Source organism: Sphingomonas sp. OV641 (genome assembly GCF_900109205.1).
Classification (GTDB): domain Bacteria; phylum Pseudomonadota; class Alphaproteobacteria; order Sphingomonadales; family Sphingomonadaceae; genus Sphingomonas.
Genome location: NZ_FNZB01000001.1, coordinates 1 through 18880 on the forward strand (window position 1 = coordinate 1; position 18880 = coordinate 18880).

The 18880-nt window shown below is 65.8% G+C and carries 16 protein-coding genes, 1 tRNA gene and 2 pseudogenes; 2 read left to right on the plus strand and 17 right to left on the minus strand.

Going from position 1 to position 18880, the window contains the following annotated elements; genetic code table 11:
• Positions 1 to 16: 16 nt before the first annotated feature.
• Positions 17 to 93: transfer RNA gene (locus BMX36_RS00005), tRNA-Met, on the plus strand.
• Between the two features lie 193 nt (positions 94 to 286).
• Here BMX36_RS00005 and BMX36_RS00010 read toward each other — a convergent pair.
• The 13 genes and pseudogenes from BMX36_RS00010 to BMX36_RS00070 form a co-directional block, all read right to left on the minus strand.
• Positions 287 to 1051 carry an energy transducer TonB family protein gene (locus BMX36_RS00010; RefSeq protein WP_256210579.1) on the minus strand — a complete coding sequence of 255 codons (765 nt, stop codon included), beginning with the start codon at positions 1049 to 1051 and terminating at the stop codon, positions 287 to 289.
• Between the two features lie 58 nt (positions 1052 to 1109).
• A complete protein-coding gene (locus BMX36_RS00015; RefSeq protein WP_093063215.1) occupies positions 1110 to 1445 on the minus strand; it encodes a DUF3325 domain-containing protein in 336 nt (111 codons plus the stop codon).
• The gene (locus tag BMX36_RS00020) at positions 1445 to 3043 is read right to left on the minus strand and encodes a PepSY-associated TM helix domain-containing protein (RefSeq protein ID WP_093063216.1); all 1599 of its coding nucleotides are present in this window, start codon (positions 3041 to 3043) and stop codon (positions 1445 to 1447) included. The genes BMX36_RS00015 and BMX36_RS00020 overlap by 1 nt, the downstream gene beginning before the upstream one ends.
• Positions 3040 to 3387, minus strand: a complete 348-nt coding sequence (locus BMX36_RS00025) for a hypothetical protein (RefSeq protein ID WP_218142110.1) — start codon at positions 3385 to 3387, stop codon at positions 3040 to 3042. The genes BMX36_RS00020 and BMX36_RS00025 overlap by 4 nt, the downstream gene beginning before the upstream one ends.
• Position 3388: 1 nt before the next feature.
• On the minus strand, positions 3389 to 5887 hold the full coding sequence (locus tag BMX36_RS00030) for a TonB-dependent siderophore receptor (RefSeq protein WP_093063217.1): 2499 nt from the start codon (positions 5885 to 5887) through the stop codon (positions 3389 to 3391).
• 117 nt (positions 5888 to 6004) lie between these two features.
• Positions 6005 to 6976: a FecR family protein gene (locus BMX36_RS00035; protein WP_143058481.1), complete on the minus strand. Its 972-nt coding sequence runs from the start codon at positions 6974 to 6976 to the stop codon at positions 6005 to 6007.
• Between the two features lie 109 nt (positions 6977 to 7085).
• Complete coding sequence (locus BMX36_RS00040) at positions 7086 to 7649, minus strand: RNA polymerase sigma factor (protein ID WP_371262762.1); 564 nt, start codon at positions 7647 to 7649, stop codon at positions 7086 to 7088.
• A gap of 183 nt (positions 7650 to 7832) precedes the next feature.
• Positions 7833 to 8693 (minus strand): LysR family transcriptional regulator, encoded by an 861-nt coding sequence (locus BMX36_RS00045; RefSeq protein WP_066774813.1) that lies wholly within the window; start codon positions 8691 to 8693, stop codon positions 7833 to 7835.
• A gap of 112 nt (positions 8694 to 8805) precedes the next feature.
• Positions 8806 to 10269 carry an efflux transporter outer membrane subunit gene (locus BMX36_RS00050; protein WP_256210733.1) on the minus strand — a complete coding sequence of 488 codons (1464 nt, stop codon included), beginning with the start codon at positions 10267 to 10269 and terminating at the stop codon, positions 8806 to 8808.
• A gap of 53 nt (positions 10270 to 10322) precedes the next feature.
• Complete coding sequence (locus BMX36_RS00055) at positions 10323 to 11222, minus strand: HlyD family secretion protein (protein ID WP_066774824.1); 900 nt, start codon at positions 11220 to 11222, stop codon at positions 10323 to 10325.
• A gap of 2 nt (positions 11223 to 11224) precedes the next feature.
• Positions 11225 to 11449: a DUF1656 domain-containing protein gene (locus tag BMX36_RS00060; RefSeq protein WP_093063221.1), complete on the minus strand. Its 225-nt coding sequence runs from the start codon at positions 11447 to 11449 to the stop codon at positions 11225 to 11227.
• Positions 11442 to 12368, minus strand: a pseudogene (locus BMX36_RS00065) (FUSC family protein); the annotation flags it as partial. The gene BMX36_RS00060 and the pseudogene BMX36_RS00065, both read right to left, overlap by 8 nt.
• Positions 12364 to 13383: pseudogene (locus BMX36_RS00070) on the minus strand (glycoside hydrolase family 3 protein); the annotation flags it as partial. The pseudogenes BMX36_RS00065 and BMX36_RS00070, both read right to left, overlap by 5 nt.
• A gap of 157 nt (positions 13384 to 13540) precedes the next feature.
• On the opposite strand from BMX36_RS00070, the gene BMX36_RS00075 reads away from it, so the two are divergent.
• Positions 13541 to 14635, plus strand: a complete 1095-nt coding sequence (locus BMX36_RS00075) for a LacI family DNA-binding transcriptional regulator (protein ID WP_093063222.1) — start codon at positions 13541 to 13543, stop codon at positions 14633 to 14635.
• 326 nt (positions 14636 to 14961) lie between these two features.
• Here the strand turns inward: BMX36_RS00075 and BMX36_RS00080 are convergent, their stop codons facing one another.
• The 4 genes from BMX36_RS00080 to BMX36_RS00095 are packed head-to-tail and all read right to left on the minus strand — an operon-like array spanning position 14962 to position 18870.
• On the minus strand, positions 14962 to 15786 hold the full coding sequence (locus BMX36_RS00080; protein ID WP_093063223.1) for an aldose 1-epimerase: 825 nt from the start codon (positions 15784 to 15786) through the stop codon (positions 14962 to 14964).
• Positions 15783 to 17183, minus strand: a complete 1401-nt coding sequence (locus BMX36_RS00085) for a sugar porter family MFS transporter (protein ID WP_256210581.1) — start codon at positions 17181 to 17183, stop codon at positions 15783 to 15785. The genes BMX36_RS00080 and BMX36_RS00085 overlap by 4 nt, the downstream gene beginning before the upstream one ends.
• 41 nt (positions 17184 to 17224) lie before the next feature.
• Positions 17225 to 18085 carry an SMP-30/gluconolactonase/LRE family protein gene (locus tag BMX36_RS00090; protein WP_093063225.1) on the minus strand — a complete coding sequence of 287 codons (861 nt, stop codon included), beginning with the start codon at positions 18083 to 18085 and terminating at the stop codon, positions 17225 to 17227.
• Positions 18085 to 18870: a D-xylose 1-dehydrogenase gene (locus BMX36_RS00095; protein WP_093063226.1), complete on the minus strand. Its 786-nt coding sequence runs from the start codon at positions 18868 to 18870 to the stop codon at positions 18085 to 18087. The genes BMX36_RS00090 and BMX36_RS00095 overlap by 1 nt, the downstream gene beginning before the upstream one ends.
• Between the last annotated feature and the right edge of the window lie 10 nt (positions 18871 to 18880).

Below are 18880 nucleotides of genomic sequence, written 5' to 3' on the forward strand. Positions count from 1 at the left end.
GCTCAGCTAAAGGTGACGCGGGGTGGAGCAGCCCGGTAGCTCGTCAGGCTCATAACCTGAAGGTCACAGGTTCAAATCCTGTCCCCGCAACCACCGCCATAAAACCACAAACGCCGCCCCCAAAGGGCGGCGTTTTCGTTTGTCGCCAACACGATCCGGTCCGACACCTCCGCCACCACCTCACGCCGCGCGACCCCGCGTGCCGTCGGCGTTAAACGTCACGACCTCGATTCCGCATGCGTAGATGCGCGGGCGCTGAACATCGGATTGTGGCCACATCGCGAGTTCACCCTTGATCGGTGGCCAAGAAGAATTCCACCGGGACTACAAGTTCGATGGTATCTCCTTTCACTTCCTCCGGCGGTCGGGGAAGCGGTTGCGCTCGTTTCGGCAAGTTCACCGCCTCTGCGTCGAGCGAGCGGACGCGTGACGATCGCTCCAACCGAACAGAGAGAACCTTGCCCTCGCGGTTCATAACGAACCGGATGAACGGGACGCCTTCCTGGCGGCGGAGACTCGCCTCACGCGGGTAACGCCTGACCTTTTGCAACGCGGCCAGCACCCGGCCCTGCCAGGTGGGCGCGGCATTGGACGGCGTCGTCGCTGGGGGCAGGGGCTTTGCCTCGGGCGCGGTCGTTTCCTTCACCGGCGGCGCGGGGATGGGTGCGGGGACGGACGGCGCATCGCCGACCGCGACGGGGCGCGCCGTCGGCATCGGTACGGTAAGCGGCGCGTCCACGGCCGGTTCGGTACGCGGACGCTGCTGTTCTTTCTCGATTTGCTCAGGGCCAGGCTTTACCTCGCGCACCGGCTCGGGCGGGGCGGCGGGGGGTGCCACGTCGAACACGGCCAACGCGACGGCTGGCTGCGCGGCGTGGGTGTGCAGCGCGGTCCACGAGACCAGCGCGGCCATTGCCAACACGCCTGCCACGCCCGTGACCCCGCCCATGCCGAAGAGCCGGGTGCGCAGGCTGGTCGGCTGGTCGGTGTAGCGTGATGGCGCTTCCCACACCGCGGGGAGGGCTACGCCAGCGTTGGGGGTAGCCTTCACGGCCGGGGCGACCGGTGCATCATCCGGCGCTTTGGTCGCGCAGGCGCTGCGAGGGGCATCACGCGAAAGTTGCGAAAGCACAGATCATCACCCCTGCAATGCCGCCGCCGATGGCCAATCGAACGATCCATCGCGGCCGATAAGGAAGGAGCAGCGTCAGCCCCAGCGCCGCGATCATGATCGCGCCGACCCATTCCACCACGCCGAAGCGCCAGCCGGACACAGCAGCGGCGCTGGCATAAGCGGCAGCCAGCGCGGCGAGGGCCGCGACTCTCAGTCCGCGGACGTTCGTGGCGGCGAGGCGATGGCCGATCAGGTCGGGCTGATGCTTGTCCATCGCGAGGCACAGAGCGGCGAAGCCGGCGAAAGCAAAGAGCAGGGTTGCGAGATGCATCACGCGGCCGCCTTCGCTTCGACCGCCCGGCGGCGCGGCTGGCGCACGGTCGGTTTATACGCCCCGGCCTTATAGGCGCTGAAGGCGAGGCACAGGCCGAGCGCCACCAATGTCAGGTCGAACGCGACCATGCCCATATCCCCGGTCATCAGGCTGTGCAGCAGGCTGCGCTCGGGTGTCGTAATCGCGCTGACCAGCGGCAGCGCGGCGACCAGCGCCGCGGCCAGCGCCAGTCCCTCCACCCATGCCCGGCGCACCGGGCGCAGGCAGACGTAGACGATCACGAACGCCCAGACGATGAAGAAGCTGTGCATCTCCCATGTCGCGCGCCCGCGCATCTCGGCCGGCAGCAGGCGGTTCACCCAGAGCACCGCAGCCATACCGGCGGGCACGCCGGCGATCGTGGCGATGTTCAGCCGCTCGACCAGCCGGAAGCCGAAGTTTGGGCGCGCCGGATCGGGCAGGTTCTTGCGCCGCTTGACCGTCCACAGCACCAGCCCGGTCGCCACCATCGCGCAGCCTGCGAGGCTGGCGAGGAAATAGAACCAACGCAGCACGGGGGCGGAGAAGCGGCCCATGTGCAGGCCGAACATGACGTGGTTGGTCACCACCGCCGGGCCATGCTCGGGCGGCGCGGCGAGCAGTGCGCCGGTGACGCCATCGAACAGCAGCAGGCCGCCGTCATAGGCCAGCTGGTCGCCGGAGTGGCGCACGACCGAGACGCGTGCGGCGCGATCGCCGGGATTCTCGACCATGATCATGCTCGGGCGGCCGCCACCCCAGACCTGCTCCGCCCGTGCGATCGCCTGCGGAATGGAGATCAGCGGCGCGGCCTCGCCGGTACGCTCCGGCATTTTGTAACGCGGGAACATCGCGGCGTAATAGGCCTGCTCGGTCGGGAAGTTCGCCGATATGCCCCATGGCATCAGCGTGGGCATCAGCATGACCAGCCCGGTGTAGGTGATCATCAGGTGGAAAGGCAGCGCGAGCACCGCGGTGAGATTGTGCGCGTCCAGCCATGATCGCTGCGCGGCCTTTTTCGGTCGGAAGGTGAAGAAATCGGCGAAGATGCGCTTGTGCGTGATCACGCCGGAGATGATCGCGGCCAGCATGAGCATCGCCGCGGCACCGGCGAGCCATTCGCCGTAGAGCGCCGGGATATAGTGCATCTGGTAATGCATGCGGAAGAAGAAGTCGCCGCCGCGGGTCTGGCGCGGCTTGACGATCGCGCCAGTGGCAGCGTCCAGCTCGGCGCTGTTGCCGCGGCCGAACCCGCGCCCGCGCGGCCCGCGGCCTTCGCGCTCGCCGGGCTTGGGGAGAGGTCGCCACGACACGCGCGTGACGGATTCGCGATCGTCCGGCAGATTGATGGTCCAGCTGCGCGCCTTGGGCGCGACCTTCAGCAGATGCGCTTCGGCATTTGCAGCCGCTACCGCCAGCGTCGCGGGCTTGCCCGTCTCGGGCTGCATCCAGCGCGTGATCTCCGGCCGGAAGTAGCTCGCCGTGCCGGTCATGAACATGGCGAAGATCAGCCAGCCGAACAGCAGGCCGGACCAGGTGTGCAGCCACGCCATCGACTGCCGCAACGTTTCCTTCATGGCCGGGGCATCCCGTAGAGCATGGCGCAGAGCAGCGCGCCGATCACGGCCAGCACCGCGCAGAACGGCCACGTCCGGCGCGCGGCGAACGCCCAGCAGGCGATCGTGGCGTAGATGACGAAGGAGAAGGTCGCGGGGCCGATCGCCGCCTCGATCTTCGACGTGGGCAGCACGCGCGCCAGCAGCGCCGTCGCCAGCGCGCTGACCGCATAGCCGCCGACGATCGCGGCAATACTGCGCGCCACGATGTCGACGCGCTGCTGCCAGCCGCTTTTCTCTCCGCGTTGCACCGCGCGCTGCGGTGCCCCGCCGCCGGAGACGACGGGGCTGGACCGGCCGGTCACGTCAGAACCGGGCTTCGAGCGACAGCATCGCGCTGCGCGGCTCGCCGTACCAATTGCCCGAGGTGGTGCCGATGGTGCGGTAATAGGTCTGATCGAAGATGTTGTTGAAATTGGCCGAGGCCTTCAGCTCCGGGCTGATCTGGTAGCTCACCCGGCCGGACCATACCGAATAGGTCGGCTGCTCGACGAAGATCGTCGCGGTGCGCTTGTACATCGCGGTCTGGAAGTTGACGCCGCCCGCCACGGTCAACGCCGAGGCCGCGCCCGGCAGCTGGTATGACGTCCACAGCCGCAGCATGTGCTTCGGCGTGAAGGTGGACAGCGGCTGCCGCTCGTTGATCGTCGGCGTGCCGTTAGCCGCGCGATCGCGCAGATATTTGGTCACGTTGTACGTATAGCCGGCGGCGATCTGCCAGTTCGGCGTCAGCATGCCGGTCAGTTCCACATCGACGCCCTGGCTGCGCACCTTGCCGTCCTGGATGTAGCAATTGCCCAGCGTCGGCGACCCCGAGCAGGGCGAGGGATTCTCCACGTCGATCTGCGAACGACCCTTTTCGATCGTGTGAAACACCGCGATCGTGGCGTTCACGCGCTGGTCGAACAATTCACCCTTCAGCCCCGCCTCGGCATTGCCGCCGGTCGCCGGGTCGAGCGGCTCGCCCTCGGCGGTGAACAGGTTGGACTGTGAGCGGAAAATCTGGACGTAGCTGGCATAGGCCGTCCAGTTCGAGAGCACGTCATAGGTCGCCGCGACGTAAGGGGTAAAGCGCCCCTTTTGCCGATACTGGCTGGTGACCAACCCGGTGACGTTGTTCTGCGTGCGCGTCTTCCACGAGCTGAAGCGGCCGCCGAACAGCAGCTTTGCGCGATCGGTGAGCGCCAGCCGCAGCGAGCCGTACAGGCCCCATTGCTCCAGATTGTTCGTCGTGCTGGACGCGGCGCGCGCAGGAACGGACGGGACGAAGTTGAACGTATAGGGATTATAGGTGAACGGATTGTAGGCCGGGCCGCTATAGGCCTGCCCGTCATTGTCGTAATCGCGGTTCATGTAATTGCCGCCGATCAGCAGGTCATGGCTCTGGCCGAACGCCTCGAAGCTGCCGGTCAAGCTGCCGTCGAACGCCCATTGATCGCCGATCAGCGTCTGGTCGAAGGCGGAGAAGGTGGCGCCCGTCGTGGTGGACGCCGGCGTGGTGGTGAGCGCGATCGAGCAGCAGGCCGCGCCGCTGAAGCCGGTGTTGTTCTCGCGCATTTTGGTGCCGCCCAGCTTCAGCTTCCAGTTCTCGCCGAAATGATGCGTCAGGTCGGCGAAGAACGTCGTCGTATCGACGTTGAGCGTCGACCAGCTACCGTTGGTATAGGTCGACCGCGGCAGGTTCAGATCGGTGCCGTTCGCGTAACGCAGGATGCCGGTATAGAAGGGGATCGCGTCCAGTTGCTCGTAATTGATGCCGACACCCAAAGTGGTGTTCGGCCCAAGATCGGCCTCGACGATGCCGTACAGCACGGCCTTGGTCGAATCGGCATAATCGTAGAAGAATTCGCGATCCTCGTAGGACGCGACGAAGCGCGAGCGGATCGACCCGCTGGCGTTGAGCGGCACGCTGGTGTCGCCGTCGACGCGCTTGTAATCCCAGTTACCAACGCGGCCCTGCAGGTGCAGGTGGCGCTCCTTCTGCGGGCGCTTGCGGACGAGGTTGATCGTCGCGCCCGGCTGGCCGGCACCGTTGAACAGCCCGGCCGGACCGCGCAGTACCTCGACCCGGTCGTAGCTCGCGAGGTCCGGGCTGCTGAAGAAGCCGCTATTTCGCTCGGTCGGCACGCCGTCATACTGGATGGTCGTGATCTCGAAGCCGCGCGAGAAGAAGTTGCGCTCGAAACTGCTCTGCTGCTCGGCGACGATGCCCGGCGCGTTGAGCAGCGCGTCATCCATCGTGCGCAGGTTTTGATCATCGAGCCGCGCGCGGGTGATCACGCTCACCGATTGCGGCGTCTCGCGGATCGAGCGCGTGCTCTTGCCGATGGTGACGGCGTTGGTGGCATAGGAGCCGGTGTCCTCGGTCTGGCCCGGATCGGAGGAGGTGCTCGCCATTAGGCCGGCATCGCCCGCGCCCTCGACGCGCACCGCGTCGAGCCGTACTTCGTTGTCCGTCGTCTGCGGCGCGCGTTCGATCGTGAACGACCCCGCGCCGGTCTGGCGATAGGTCAGTCCGCTGCCTGAGAGGATGCGCGACAGCGCCTCCGCCGGGCCATAGCTGCCGCGCAGGCCGGCGCTGGACACGCCCTGCGTCAGCGACGCGTCATAGACGACCGCGACGCCGCTCGCCTGAATGAACCGGCCGAGCACTGACGACAGCGAGCCGGCGGGAATGTCGTAGCTCCGGCTGGCCTGAGCGGCGGCCGGGCCGGCGATGACCATGCCCGCGCCCAGCACCGTCGTCATCATCAGCGATGAGAGCGCGAGCCCGCGCAGCCCGATGGCTGTCGGTCGATTGAACATCCGCACTTAATGGACCCCCGTGTGATTATCCCGCGTGGCTCTCGCTAATGAGAACCAATCCTATCATTCTGACGTTCGGCGATGGGCGATGTAGACGTGGGTCGCGAAATTTTCTTCTCAGGCGACGAGCAGGATCAGCCAATCGGTGACGCGGATAGAGCGAATGCCGAGCGTATGCTCCAGCGTGTCGAGCGCCTGCATCGGATTTGCGATGCCGAACCCGCCGCTGACCCTGCGGGTCGCAAGGCCGCTGCCCAGCACGGTGATATATCCCGCGTGATAGCGGTTGAGTTCACGCACCACGTCACCGAGCGGCTGGTCGTTGAACATCATCGTCCCGTGCACCCAGGCGTCGGCCATGCCGGGATCGATACGATGCGCAGGCTGGACACCGGTGCGGCTATAGCGCAGCGACTGCCCCTCCGACACGGTCGATGGTGCGCCCGGTGTGGCGGTCTCGACGACGCGGACGCTGTGTTCCGTCACCGTTACATCAGTCTGGTCACCGTCCTGCCGCACGATGAAGCGCGTGCCGAGTGCCGTCGTCGATCCGCTGCCCGCCACCACGGTGAACGGCCGGTCGCGATCGCGCGCGACGGTGAACGCGGCTTCTCCCTTGAGCAGCCGGATCGTTCGTGCCGAACGGGTAAAGTCGATCGCGATGGCGCTGGCGGTATTGAGATGGACCGTCGAGCCATCGGCCAGCGCCACGCTGCGGCGCTCGCCCGTGGCGGTCATGGCGTCCGATCGGAGCCATGTGACGCCGTCGCGTGCCGAACCGCCGACGACGAGCAGCGCGAGGCAAGCCGCGAGCGCCATCGCGATCCGGGGCCGGGCACGAAACGGGGCGGCAAGTCGCGGCACGACCGCGAGCCGGGGACGCCCGCGCAGCGCAGCCTGCACCTGATCGCTGCCCATCGCGCGCCAGAACGTTTCCACCTGCGCGAACGCCTCGGCGTGACGCGGATCGCGCGCGAGCCATTGCGCCATTTCGCGCGCGTCGCTTTCCGTCAGAGTCCCGGCATCGCGCGCAGTGATCCAGCGTGCCGCCGCATCGGTCATGTCCCTGGTGATCAATCCGTCTCTCACCGCGATGTGCCCCTCCTGTCACGCGACGATGCAGATGACAGCACGGGCACGCTTATAAGCTAAGACGATCCACGGAGCGCAATGTCGACCGTCGACTGTCGATTTCAGCTCATTCGCCGACGCTGCCGACGCGTGCGAACAGATGTCGCAGCGCATTGTCCATGTGCCGCGCGACCATGCTGCGTGAGATCCCGAGGCGGGTCGCGATCTCGTTGACGGGCAATTCCTCGATCTTGCGGAGCAGGAAGACCTCGCGGCAGCGCGGGGTGAGGTCATCGACGCATTCGAGCAGGATCCTGAGCTGTTCGCGGTCAAGCAACTGGCGCTCGGCGATCGGCAGGTCGCATGGGACATCGGGCGCGGTATCGATCGCGGTGAACAGGCCATCGCGACGCTTCTGCGCCCGCAGCCAGTCGGTTGCGAGGTTGGTCGCCAGACGATTGAGGAACGCGCTCTTGTTCTGGATCGCCGCAGGGTTGTCGACGCGCTGGAGCTTGAAGAACAGGCTCTGCGTCACGTCCTCCGCCGCGACTTCGCTCCCGAGCAGGCGTGTGAGACGACGGATGAGCGAGGGTCGTTCTGTAACGAGCAAATCGGAAAGAACGACAGCGCAAGAGAGCATATCTTGAGGTGATAACGCTAATGCGAAGCTCCCGCAATATGCCCTGAGCATTCACGAAGTGCTCGAAGTTCGACCATCGTTCTAGGTGTCTGCCATACGGCGCCTAAGCAACGTGAACGAATGTCCAAAGCTGGTGAAAAGCCGCTCCGAAATGTCGACGTTGAGTCGCTATCGCGGATGGTTGGCTTGGCGGCAGGCATGGTCTTCAAACCAGGGTGGTAGGTGGTCCACGCATCATGAGGGTTCCTGTGCGATGAGTTTGGCTGCTTCACGCAGGCCCTCGCGAATTCGCTCCATCACTCCGGCATCCGCCTTCGTGGAGTGAACGACATAGGCCGAGTAGGAGAATTCAGGGCTTCCAGGGATCAGTTCCAGCCTGCCGTCTTCCAGCTGCGGACGAATAAATCCTTTGCGGAAATACCCGCTTCCACCTGTTTCAAGAATGTATTCGAGTGCCAGCGGACCGTAGCTGATCGACATAACCGGCGCGGGCTGGTCGGGAAAAGCGGCCTGATAGCTGGCGGCGAAATCGTCGCCCCAGTCGATCCGGACGTGGTCTTCGGGTGTCAGCGGTCGCTTGTTCCCTGTGGTGCGCACTTGCACCAGCTTTTCCTCAAACAGCAGTTCCGCGATGACACCCGCCCCGTGCGGAGCCGCATACACGATCGCCACGTCAAGCGCGCCGTCCTGTACCATCTCTACCAGTTGATCAGCAGTTCCGATCCGAGAGTTCACCGCAAATTGCGGGCATTCGCGCCGCATCCACAGCAGCCAGTGACGCAGCAGGGGATTCCACAGGCTCAATTCGGCCCCGATGGTAATCACCGTTTCGCGACCGGGCGGCAAGGCGACGGAGGCGCGGGCGCGATCCCATACTTGCACCAACGTAGAGGCGAAGCGCAGGAACTGTTCGCCCGCTTGGGTCAGCCGCGCGCCTGCCTTGTTGCGGATAAAGACGGGGCGGTCCAGCTGGTCCTCCAGCACGCGGATGCGCGCGCTCACTGCCGTCTGGGTGATATTAAGGTTGTTGGCAGCGCCTACGAAGCTGCCGGTCTTAACGACCTCAAGAAAAGTGCGGGCGACGCTGATGTCCACGCGGCAACAACTTTCTGCTCAATGTATGTTTAGCGCTGAACCAAGGCGGTTGAAGTACCTCGGTGAAGCGGCAGCGACAATCATAACTGCGAAGGGGTGACGGGCACCAAGGTCAACTTTCGGTCTGCTTCCAGCCTCCTCCCAAAGCGAGGAAGAGGGAGACCTGATCGTCCGCCACCTGCGCCTTTGATGCCGACAGTGCGACCTCTGCCTCGGCGACGGTTCGCTTCGCGTTCAACAGATCGAAGAGCGGGGTGCGGCCGGCGTTGTAGAGGATCTGAGCATCCTTCTGAGCCTTGAGGGCTCGATTTCGCGCTGCTTCGAAACGGGCGGCGCGATCAAGGTCGCGCCCATAGGTTGTCAGGCTGACTTCGACCTCGCGGAGCGCGGTGAGCACGGTCCCGTCGAAACTGGCCAGGGCAGCGACCGCGCTCGCATCCGCCTGGCGGATCCGCGATCGCACACCTTCGGTGGGCATGGTCCACGAGATGAGCGGACCGAGGCTCCAATGGTTGGTGGCGTTCGTTCCGAGATCTTTCAGGATGCCGAGCGTGCCCATACTGGCGCCCAGGCTGATGCGGGGATAGAGTTCCCCGATCGCGACCCCGATCCGGGCCGTGGCACCGGCGAGTTTGCGCTCGGCCTCACGCACATCGGGACGCCGCTTCAACAGACTGGCGCCATTCCCGACGGGAATGGGACGCTTCAGATGGGGCGGTGTGGCGCACGTAGCAACCTCGCTCGGGAAGTCTGCCGGGGGGCGGCCGGTCAGCACGGCCAGATGGAAGAGAGCCGTCTTGCGGCGCGCTTCGAACTCCGGCAGCGCAGCGCGACTTTCCTCCGTCTGGGCATCGGCCAGGAAGGCGTCCTTCCGCGCGATCCGGCCTGCACGCCCCAGACGGCGCAGGACGTCGGCGCTCTTGTCCTGGATGTCCACCACGGATTGATTGACGACCAGTTCTTCTCCGGCGGTACAGGCTTCAACATAGGCGCGCACAACGTTGGCGACGACGGTCACGCGCACGGAGTCCCGCAGGGCGACGCTGGCCTCGGCATCGGCCTCGGCGGCCTCGACGATGCGCTTCAACTGGCCGAACAGGTCGAGCTGATAGGAGACACGCAATCCCGCGCCGCCGACGCTCAGCGGCGGGATCGGATCCTCACGCAGGTAGGACTGCCTCGAGAACTGCCTGCGCTGGACTTCGCCCTCCACTTCAAGCTCGGGGCCGTATGTGTCCCTGGCCTCGTCGACCACGGCTTCGGTACGCGCGAGATTGGCTGCGGCAACGCGAAGGTCGGTGTTGGCAACCAGAGCCTCGCCGACAAGCCGGTCGAGCGTCGGGTCATCATACAGCCGCCACCAGTCTTGCGGCAGTTCGGTTGCCTCTACGGGCACGCCAGCGGCGCTGGCAAACGGACCCTGGGCGGCAGGGGCGTTGAGTAACTCGCTTTTCGGCCCCTTATAGTCCGGTCCCACCGTGGTGCAGCCCGCCATCAACAAGGCGCCGGCGACGGAGAGTGCCAGGCGTCTCGTGGCGTGCCAGGGCCGAGCGCGGCCGGAGGCGCGAACTGGCACGATAGCCCCGGGTCCAGCCATCAAGCCGACGGGGGGAAGCACGTCCGTACTCCTCACCATGGCAGGCTCCTGTGGATCTTCCGCTCATCGGTGCGCGGATGAATGACGACCGTCGCGGTCTGCCCGGGGATCAGGCGCACATTCGCCGGCACCTTGTCCAGCTCGATCCGGACGGGAATGCGCTGGGGCAGCCGAACCCAGTCGAACGTCGGATTCACATCGGCATACTGACCATCGACACCACCACGCTCGCGATCCTCGATGCCGCCCGCGATACTCTGGACCCGACCGCGGACTTCGTCGGCCACGCCCATGATGTAGATGCTCGCCGGATCGCCGACCTGGATGGCCGGCAGCTTGGTCTCCTCGAAATATCCCTCCACCCGGAGAGTTTTTCCATAGACCAGGGCCAGGGCAGGCTTGCCGACAACGACATAGACACCGGGCTGCAAGGTCGTATTGGTGACAGTCCCGTCCACCGGCGCGCGCACCAGCGTGCGTTCCAGGTTGAAGCGGGCGAGGTTCCGCGCGACGACCGCTTCCGCCACCGCAGCCCTTAGTTCGTCGGTCCGCGTCCGCCCCTGTTCCACGGTCTCCGCAGCGATCACCGCGCTGACCGCGCGGTTGCGGCGATCCTCGCGAACGGCCTGGGCAAGCGAGGCGCGCTGACTCGCCAATTTGGCGTCGGCCTGCTCAAGGGCGAGCTGGTAGCGGGGACGATCCACCACGAACAGCACATCGCCCTTGTGTACCGGCTGGTTGTCCACCACCCGCACGTCGGTGACGAGCCCGCCGACGTCGGCCGACACGGGCACCATGTCCGCCCGAACCTTGCCGTCGCGCGTGATCGGATCGACCTGATAGCGCTGCCACAGCACATAAATCCCGCCGAGGATGGCAAGGATGACGAGTAGGGTCGCGAGCGAGCGCCCGAGAAGATGTCGGTAAGGCATGATCAGTAGTGCAGCCGGAAGTGAGGGATAAAGTCTGCTGCCGCGCTGAGGCCCCACCAGATGAGGGTGAAGGCGGCAAGGTCTAGCAGGGCGGGTTGCCAGATGAAGCGATGAAGCGGCAGGCGCTGCATCGGCATACGAAGGAAATAGACGAGCACCACTGAAATGACCGCCGTCACGAGCGCGGTGGGAACGTAGATGCCGCCAAGGTGAACTTCTTCAATCATACGCCAATTCCATGCCCACGTGCGTCGTTGACGCCGCTCCGATGGTCAGCACCGGCGCAGCTGCTTCGGGAAACAGGTTGCAGCGCATTGCCACGAGCGCTCGCAGCGCCTGCCTGCGATGATCGTCGAGCGGGCGGGCCAGCAGACCGTCGATCGAGCGGTCGATCGGCGCCAGCAGGGCGGTGTCCGCCGGGGAGATCGCGCCACGGCGGATCCGGGCGCGGTAGTGATTGGCGATGCCCGAGAGCACCAGCCCCATGTCGTGGCGCAGGTCATGCGGGACATGGGACAGCGCCTTGCGCACCGGGATGACGTTGCGCCCGATGCGCAGGTCGGCGAGGCCGTCCGCCGCATGGAGGTCGTCGCCCGGCGGGGCTGCGACGATCCGCTGTGCGATCTGGCCGAGACGGTCGACCGAGCGCGCCGTCCAGTCCGCGGGGCGGAAGGGCCGCCGGATGTCTGCCAGCAGGGCCAACTCGGCCCAGTTGGCACGCATCACCCGGCGCAGCGTCCAGCGCACGCTTGCTGAACGGAACAGGCGCGTCACGGCCAGTGTGGTTACGATGCCGCCAAGCTGAGCGAGGCCGGTGTTCACGAACGTGGCGAAATCAGCCTCAAAGCGGGGCAGGAAGCCCATGGCGACGATGAAGCAGGAGAACATCGGCAACGCCTCAGGCGAGCGGCGCGGGTCAGCCTGGATATAGCCCATCCAGATCAGTGTCGGGGCGAGCGTGATAACCAGCATCTCGTAACCGTCCACGCGGGGTAGAACGAAGAAGAGATAGAAGGCGGCGAGCGGGAAGGTTTTGAGCGTCGCCTTCAGGTAGCGCCCGATCATCGGCGAGGGGTCATCATTCGCCGCGAACGAGCAGGTGATGAGCGCCGCAAAGGCCGCCGTGGCCGAGCCGCTGGGCCAGGCCCTTCCAGCTGTCCGGCGCCATCGCCATGTCGAGCCCTGCGTTGAATGTCGCCGGACAATCGGTGTTGGTGCAGCCCGGGATCTGCCCGTGACCGTTCCAGTCGCCGACAACGAAGCCGTCGAAGCCCATCCGGCCCTTCAGCACGTCGGTGAGCAACGACTTGTTGCCGTGCATCTTGGCACCGTTCCAGCTGGAGAAGCTGGCCATTACCGTCAGCGTGCCGGCATTCACCGCGGCCGGATAGCCGGCATTGTGGGTTGCAATCAGCGTCGCTTCATCGACCTGCGTATCGCCCTGGTCGATCCCGTCTTTGGTGCCGCCATCGCCCAGGAAGTGCTTCACGCTGGCGGCGACATGCCCCTTCTTGATACCCCAGTCTGCAGGCTTGCCCTGCAGCCCTTCCACCATCGCGCCGGCATAGGAGGCGACCAGCGCGGGATCCTCCGAATAGCCCTCATACGCGCGGCCCCAGCGATCGTCCTGCGGCACTGCCAGCGTCGGGCCGAACGCCCAGTCGATCCCCGCCGCCGCCGTCTCGGCCGCGGTCGCCTCGCCGATGCGCCGGATCAGCGCCGGATCGCGCATCGCGCCCAGCGCGCTGTTGTGCGGGAAGATCGTCGCACCAACGACATTGTTGTTGCCGTGCACCGCGTCGATGCCGAACATCAGCGGGATGGCGACATGCCCCGGCCGCTGCTCCATCGCCACTGCGTTGAACGCGCGCGAGGTCGCGACCCAGGGCGCTGCCGGCGAGCGATCGGGCGCGCCGATCGGCGGCGAGCTGCCGCCCGCCAGGATCGAGCCGAGCGGGTATTTGCGAAGATCCTCCGGCTTGATCGATCCGGTATCGCCCTGGATCATCTGGCCGATCTTCTCTTCCAGCGACAGCTTGGAAAGCAGGTCGGTAATTCTTGCTTCGGTTGCGGCGTCCACCATCGCGTCCGGGCTCTGCGCCACGGGCCAATTTTCGGGAGTGGCGACTTGCGCCGCCGTTCCGCTTGCCACCATGCCCATCAGGGCTGCTACCGTCCAAAAGCCAACGCGACGCATTCCATCCCTCTCCGGCTATGCTCTAGCTCGCATAAGAGCCATAGAGTGATAACGCTACCACCTTTTCAGATATGCTGCACTTGCGGCTTTGCAGATGCGCAACAGATGCTACGGTGGCGGAATGGCAGCAGGCTCGACGCGCAAACCCCGAAGCGGAACCTCGCGGCAAACGGGCGCACCGACGATCGCCGATGTCGCGAAGATGGCCGGCGTTTCGCTGATGACCGTGTCACGCGTCATCAACGCCGAAAGCAACGTGCGCGATGCGACGCGCGAAGCGGTTCATGCCGCGATCGCGAAACTGAACTACGCGCCCAACCGGGCCGCCCGTCGCCTCGCAGGTGCCGCGCAGCAGCGTATCGGCCTGCTTTATAGCAACCCTTCGGAATCCTATCTCAGCGCCTTTCTGCTCGGCAGCCTCGAACAGGCGAGCCGCGCGGATATTCAGCTCGTTGTGCAGAATGTCGACAGCGACAGCGACGAACGGGAAGTGGCTCAGCGCCTGCTCAACAGCGGCGTCGATGGGATCATCCTGCCACCGCCCTTGTGCGATTCGCAGCCCGTGCTCGATCTGCTGAGCGAAGCGCGCGTTCCCGCGGTGGTCGTCGCGACCGGTCGCCGGCCCCAGCACCTTGCCGCCGTCTCTATCGACGATCGCAGCGCTGCACGTGAGATGACGGCCCACCTGCTCGATCTCGGCCATCAGCGGATCGGCTTCATCATCGGCAATCCCAATCTGACGGCAAGCGGCGAGCGGCTGGAGGGCTATCGCGCGGCGCTGGCCGAGCGTGGGATCGAGATGGACGACAGCCTCGTCGCGCAGGGCCTGTTCACCTATCGCTCCGGCCTCGACGCTGCAGAGGAGCTTCTTGAGGCAAAGAGCCCCCCCTCAGCGATTTTCGCCAGCAACGACGATATGGCGGCGGCGACCGTAGCGGTTGCGCACCGCCGCGGCCTCGACGTGCCCGGGGACCTGACCGTCGTCGGTTTCGACGACAGCGCCCTGGCGACGACGATCTGGCCCGAACTGACGACCATACACCAGCCCATCGCGGACATGAGCCGTGCGGCTGTTGATCTGCTCGCCGCGATGCTGCGCGACAAGCGCAGCGGCGCGGCCGAGGTGCTGCGCCAGGTGGTGCTCGATTATACGCTGATCCGCCGGCAATCTGACGCGGCGCCGAGGCGCAGGCCGGCGGCACGGCGGGCAGGCTAAACCGATCCTCCGTTCGCCCGGAGCCTGTCGAAGGGCGTGCCCCAAGCGCTGCGCTGATTGACACGTGCTTTGACAAGCTCAGCACGGATGGGGAGGGGTGTTAACCCAGTCACCACCGTCATGCCGGGTTCGTCGCGGCATTCACCGTGCCGCGGGTCCAACGCGCAAAGGTTCGCTGCGCCCGATCAACAAACGCCCCGTCATCCCGGCCACGCCCCGGAATCCAATGCTCCGCGCACGCGGCCGCCAATAAGTATGCTGCACCCGGGATCTCGGCACGGCAGCCGGGGTGACGAGCGCCAGGTGCAGCCGCCCGCGGGGCAATCTCAGCCCGAGATCCGCATCGCTATCGTCGTCCGCGCACCCGGCGCCAGCGACGCCGCTTCGCCGCGGTTCACCGCATCGGGCATCGCTGTCACCGGTTCGGCACAGAAGAACGCCTCACCCGGCGGCACGTACACGTGCAGCGCCGACGTGCCTTCGCCCGTCAGCACCACATCGCCATCATCCCGCTCGATCGTCGCGACACCGCGCCAGCCGGTATAGCAATGGTCCACCAGATCAGGCCGCACCAGCGCACCGCCAACCGACCAATCCCCCAGCGCATCCGCCGCGGCGTGTTCAGCCGGCAGCATGTCGCCATCCGCCAGCCAAACGCGGTCAGCCACGAACCGCAACCGATCCGCGGCCGCGAAATAGGGATGAAATCCCAGAGACACCGGCATCGCCCGCTCGCCCGTGTTCTGCACCTCAAGGGTCGCCAACAGCCCTTCCGCCGACACCACCAGTCGCTGCTCGGCCGCGAACGCCCACGGCCAGGTCTCGTCACCCGCATGCTCCAGCCGCATCGTTACGCTGGTCTCATCCGTACACACGACCGACCATGGCATCAGCCAACCAGTCCCATGTAGCGGGTGCGCCTGTTCCGGGTGATTACGAGGCAGTTTAACCGCCTGACTCTCCCACAAGAAGGAACCGGCGGCAATCCGATTGGCATAAGGCACGAGCGGGAAGCAGGCTAGATCGAACGGCTCGGTGACCGCCGCCGGCGTCGGCCGCAGCACGTCGCGTCCGGCCCTGGTCAGCGACAGGATCGCCCCGCCACGCTCGGGCGCCGCCTCCAGCGCCCAATCGCCTGCAGCCAGCTTCAACCCTGCATCTCCTCGAGCTCACGCCCGCGTGTCTCGCGCACCATCGCTTTGACGAAGACGTACGACACCGCCGCCGCCACCGCATAGAAGACATAGGTCACCGCAAGGCCCGGCTTCACCGCTAGCGACGGGAACGACACGGAGATCGCCGCATTGGCGATCCACTGCGCGAAGCCCGAGATCGCCAGCGCCGACCCGCGGATCTGGTTTGGGAACATCTCGCCCAGCATGACCCACATCACCGGCCCCCAGCTGATGTTGAAGAACACCACATAGAGGTTCGCCGAGACGAGCGCGATCAGTCCCGCGTTACCCGGCAGCATCACGCCGCCCGTGCCGTCCGGCACCGCTGTCGAGAATGCCCAAGCGACCACGCCTAGCGTCACGGTCATCCCGGCCGAACCGATCAGCAGCAGCGGCTTGCGCCCGATCTTGTCGATCAGTGCGATCGCGAGAAGGCATGCGCCGATTGACAGCGCGCCCGACAGGATGTTGATCTGGAGCGCATTATCTTCGGTGAAGCCCACCGCCTCCCACAAAGTCGCGCCGTAATAAAAGACGACGTTGATGCCGACGAGTTGCTGGAAGATGGCGAGACCGATGCCGACCCACAGGATGGGTCGGATCTTGCCCGTGGTCTTGTCGACGAGGTCGGACAGCTTGGGCTTGTGATGATCCGCCGCAAGCGAGGCGCGGATCTCGCCCACTTTGCGCGCCGCCTCCGTGGCGCCGAACAGCCGCGTCAACACGTCGCGCGCGCGGTCCTCCTGGCCCTTGACCACCAGGTAGCGCGGGCTTTCCGGGATGGAGAAGAGCGCGAGCAGGTAGATCACCGCCGGGATCACCTGCAGCCCGAACATCCAGCGCCATGCCGGAATGTCGCCCCACAACGGTTCGGTCGATCCGCCTGCGAAGCGCGCCAGCACGAAATTCGCAACGAACGCACCCGTCAGGCCGGTGATGATCATCACCTGCTGCACGCTGGAAAGTCGTCCGCGCACGTTCGCCGGCGTCACTTCCGAGATATAAACCGGAGAAGTCACGCTCGCCGCGCCCACGCCAAGCCCACCAATGATCCGGGCCAGAATGAACACCTCGGACGATCCCGCCGCTGCAGCGAGGATTGCGGAGACGAGGAACAGCACCGCCGAGACCATCATCGTCGCGCGCCGCCCGATCAGGTCGGACAGCCGCCCCGCACCGAACGCGCCAATCGACGATCCGACGAGAATCGCGCCAACGTTGATGCCGATGCCCAGCCTGCCGAGGTCGAACGCCGCCTCCAGCCCCTTCTGGGTGCCGTTGATGACCCCGGAGTCATAGCCGAACATGAACCCGCCGATTGTCGCCACCGCGACGATGCGCAGGACGAGGGCCTTGTTGAACGCCGTTTCCACTCGCAAACTCTCCGGACTTGCGCCTCCACGGGCGCTTAGACTTAGCTGTTGGCGCGAACCGCCGGCGCGGCCGGCACGGTGACGCGGAAGGTGAAGACATCGCCGGCGAGCGGCTGCGCGGCCAGCGCCGCTGCGTCCAGCCCCTGTCGCGCGGTGGTGGCAAAGGCGGTGCGCCCATCCGCGCCGCCCAATGCGACTTTGGTGACGTTGGCCACGGGAAAGCGCACTTCCTCAGTCAGCTCGCCGGCGCGCGAGAAGCGCCGCGCCGCCCAGCCACCGTAGAAGCCGACCCACACCCCACCCTCGGCGTCGCAGATCGCACCGTCAGGATGGCCTTCATCGCCAGTGAAGGCGAGGAATGGTTCCGCCGATCCCAGCGAGCCGTCTTCGGCGATCGCATGCGCCACGATCGTCCGTGCCAGTGTATCGACATGGTAAAGCCGCTTGCCGCAGGGCGCAATCGCAGGCCCGTTGGTGATCTCGGTCGGCGTCACCGGCGTCTCATGCACCGCGCCGCCGTCGAGGATGTAGACGCGCCCGCTCGCGCTAGCCTCGTCATTATCCATCGTTCCGAAGAAGATCCGCCCACGCGCGTCGATCGCCGCATCGTTCAGCCGGTTGGCTGGCAGATGCGTATCAACCGATGCGATGCGATCGAACGCGCCCGTTTCCGGCGAGAAACGGTGCGGCCCGGATTGCAACCCGGCGATCAGATCGCCCTTGGCGGACGGCAGCACCCAGCCGACCATCTCGGGCGCATCCCAGCGATCGGTCTCGGCCGTATCCAGACGATGCCGATAGATATGCCGCCCCTTGATGTCGACGAACCACAAGGCGCCGTCGATCCATACCGGACCTTCGCCCAGCTCCGCGCCTATTTTCAGGAGATGCGTCGCGTCCATCAGCGCCAGCCTGCGTCCACCCAGTAATCGTGCCCCGTGCACATGCGCGCATCGTCTGCGGCGAGGAAGAGCGCAAGCGCGGCGACGTCGCTCGGCTGGATCCGGCCATTAAGGCATTGCGCCGCGACCAGCTCTGCTTCCGCCTCCGGATTGTACCAGCGCTCCTGCCGCGGCGTCTGCACGTTGCCCGGCACGATCGTGTTCACGCGGATGCCGTCGCGGCCCAGTTCGCGGGCCAGGCCGCGCGTCATACCCTCGATCGCCGCCTTGGCGGTTTGGTACAATACCAGCTCGGGCAGGCCGAGATGCCAGCTAATCGACCCGAAATTCAGGATCACGCCCTTGCCCGCCCTACGCATCGCCGGAACCACGGACTGGGCGACAAAGAATTGGTGACGCAGATTGACGTTCATGCGCTCGTCCCAGAACGCCGGCGTCACATCCTCCACCTTGTGGCGGTCGTCATTGGCGGCATTGTTGAGCAGCACGTCAACGCCGTCCAGATCGGCGATCAGCGCCGGCAGGCAGCTTGCCACCTGGTCAAGATCGGTCAGATCGCACTGGCGATACAGCGGCGCGTGCTTTGCCCCCGCACCCAGACGTTCCGCCAAGGCTCGCCCTTCGCCATCGAGCACATCGATGAAGCCGACGCGCGCGCCCTGCGCCACGAAAGCCTCGACCAGCCCCGCACCGATGCCGGACGCGCCGCCAGTGATGATAACGCTCTTGTTTTCAAGGCTCGGATAAATGGCGCGACCGGTGTCGCTTGCAGTCTGTTGCAGCACTAAGGTCTCC

Coding starts and splice junctions, on each gene's coding strand:
- BMX36_RS00015 (WP_093063215.1), bottom strand. CDS start 1,445: ATGCATCTCGCAACCCTGCTCTTTGCTTTCGCCGGCTTCGCCGCTCTG.
- BMX36_RS00020 (WP_093063216.1), bottom strand. CDS start 3,043: ATGAAGGAAACGTTGCGGCAGTCGATGGCGTGGCTGCACACCTGGTCC.
- BMX36_RS00030 (WP_093063217.1), bottom strand. CDS start 5,887: ATGTTCAATCGACCGACAGCCATCGGGCTGCGCGGGCTCGCGCTCTCA.
- BMX36_RS00040 (WP_371262762.1), bottom strand. CDS start 7,649: ATGCTCAGGGCATATTGCGGGAGCTTCGCATTAGCGTTATCACCTCAA.
- BMX36_RS00055 (WP_066774824.1), bottom strand. CDS start 11,222: ATGCCTTACCGACATCTTCTCGGGCGCTCGCTCGCGACCCTACTCGTC.
- BMX36_RS00060 (WP_093063221.1), bottom strand. CDS start 11,449: ATGATTGAAGAAGTTCACCTTGGCGGCATCTACGTTCCCACCGCGCTC.
- BMX36_RS00075 (WP_093063222.1), top strand. CDS start 13,541: ATGGCAGCAGGCTCGACGCGCAAACCCCGAAGCGGAACCTCGCGGCAA.
- BMX36_RS00090 (WP_093063225.1), bottom strand. CDS start 18,085: ATGGACGCGACGCATCTCCTGAAAATAGGCGCGGAGCTGGGCGAAGGT.